We start from the raw sequence: 1,554 nt of genomic DNA, 5'->3' as shown, positions 1-1,554 counted from the left end.
AAGTATTACCGGTGCCAAGCTGGCGGAAAGCTCTGTAGACTCTCTCCATCTAGCCCCGGGCAGTGTAAATGGAAAGCATATCGCAGACGAGACAGTCGATAGCCGCCATATCCTCCCGGGCAGTATCACCCTTGCGCATCTGGCCGAGGAGGTGCAGACAGCCGAACTATTGGTGGACGGAAGTATTACCGGAGAAAAGTTGGCAACGGGTTCCGTTGGATCCGTGCATCTCGCGCAGGGCAGCGTATACGGCGGGCATTTAGCTGGAAAGACCGTAGAGAGCCGTCACATTCGTTCCGGCAGTATCACCCTTGCGCATCTGGCAGAGGAGGTATACACATCCAATCTTCTTCCTGATGGCAGCATTACGGAAGCGAAGCTGGCAGAGGGAGCAGTGAACGGACAGCATCTGCAGCCTGATAGCATAACTGGCGGGCACCTGGCCGATCAAAGCGTGGAAGAGCGGCATGTAAGACCTGGCAGTATCACCCTTGCGCATTTGGCAGAGGAAGTATACACGTCCGATCTTCTTTCTGATGGCAGCATTACGGAAGCGAAGCTGGCAAAGGGAGCAGTGAACGGACAGCATCTGCAGCCTGATAGCATAACTAGCGGGCACCTGGCCGAGCAAAGTGTGGAAGAGCGTCATGTAAAACCCGGCAGTATCACCCTTGCGCATTTGGCGGAGGAGGTATACACGTCCGATCTCTTGCCTGATGGCAGCGTAACAGGAGTGAAGCTGGCAGAGGGAGCGGTGAACGGACAGCATCTGCAGCCTGATAGCATAACTGGCGGGCACCTGGTCGAACAAAGTGTGGAAGAGCGGCATGTAAAACCCGGCAGTATCACCCTTGCGCATTTGGCAGAGGAAGTATACACGTCCGATCTCTTGCCTGATGGCAGCTTAACAGGAGCGAAGCTGGCAAAGGGAGCAGTGAACGGACAGCATCTGCAGCCTGATAGCATAACTGGAGGGCACCTGGCCGAGCAAAGTGTGGAAGAGCGGCATGTAAGACCCGGCAGTATCACCCTTGCGCATTTGGCGGAGGAGGTATATACGTCCGATCTCTTGCCTGATGGCAGCTTAACAGGAGTGAAGCTGGCAAAGGGAGCGGTGAACGGACAGCATCTGCAGCCTGAAAGTATAACTAGCGGGCATCTGGCTGAGCAAAGTGTGGAAGAGCGTCATGTAAGACCCGGTAGTATCACCCTTGAGCATCTGGCAGAGGAAGTATACACGTCCGATCTCTTGCCTGACGGCAGCTTAACAGGAGCGAAGCTGGCAAAGGGAGCGGTGAACGGACAGCATCTGCAGCCTGATAGCATAACTGGCGGGCACCTGGTCGAACAAAGTGTGGAAGAGCGGCATGTAAGACCTGGCAGTATCACCCTTGAGCATCTGGCAGAGGAGGTATACACGTCCGATCTCTTGCCTGACGGCAGCTTAACAGGAGCGAAGCTGGCAAAGGGAGCGGTGAACGGACAGCATCTGCAGCCTGAAAGCATAACTGGCGGGCATCTGACCGAGCAAAGTGTGGAAGAGCGTCATGTAAG

Annotated in this window: 1 pseudogene; it reads left to right on the top strand. The window is 55.3% G+C overall.

What is annotated here, in order from left to right:
* Window positions 1-1,554 (top strand): annotated as a pseudogene (locus ACFVU8_RS22535) (hypothetical protein); the annotation flags it as partial.

Origin of the sequence: Paenibacillus sp. NPDC058177 (assembly GCF_042883835.1) — a bacterium.
Taxonomy (GTDB): Bacteria; Bacillota; Bacilli; order Paenibacillales; family Paenibacillaceae; genus Paenibacillus_AQ; species Paenibacillus_AQ agri.
Note: the sequence above shows the minus strand (reverse complement) of the source record. Positions and strands in the feature narration are given on the sequence as shown.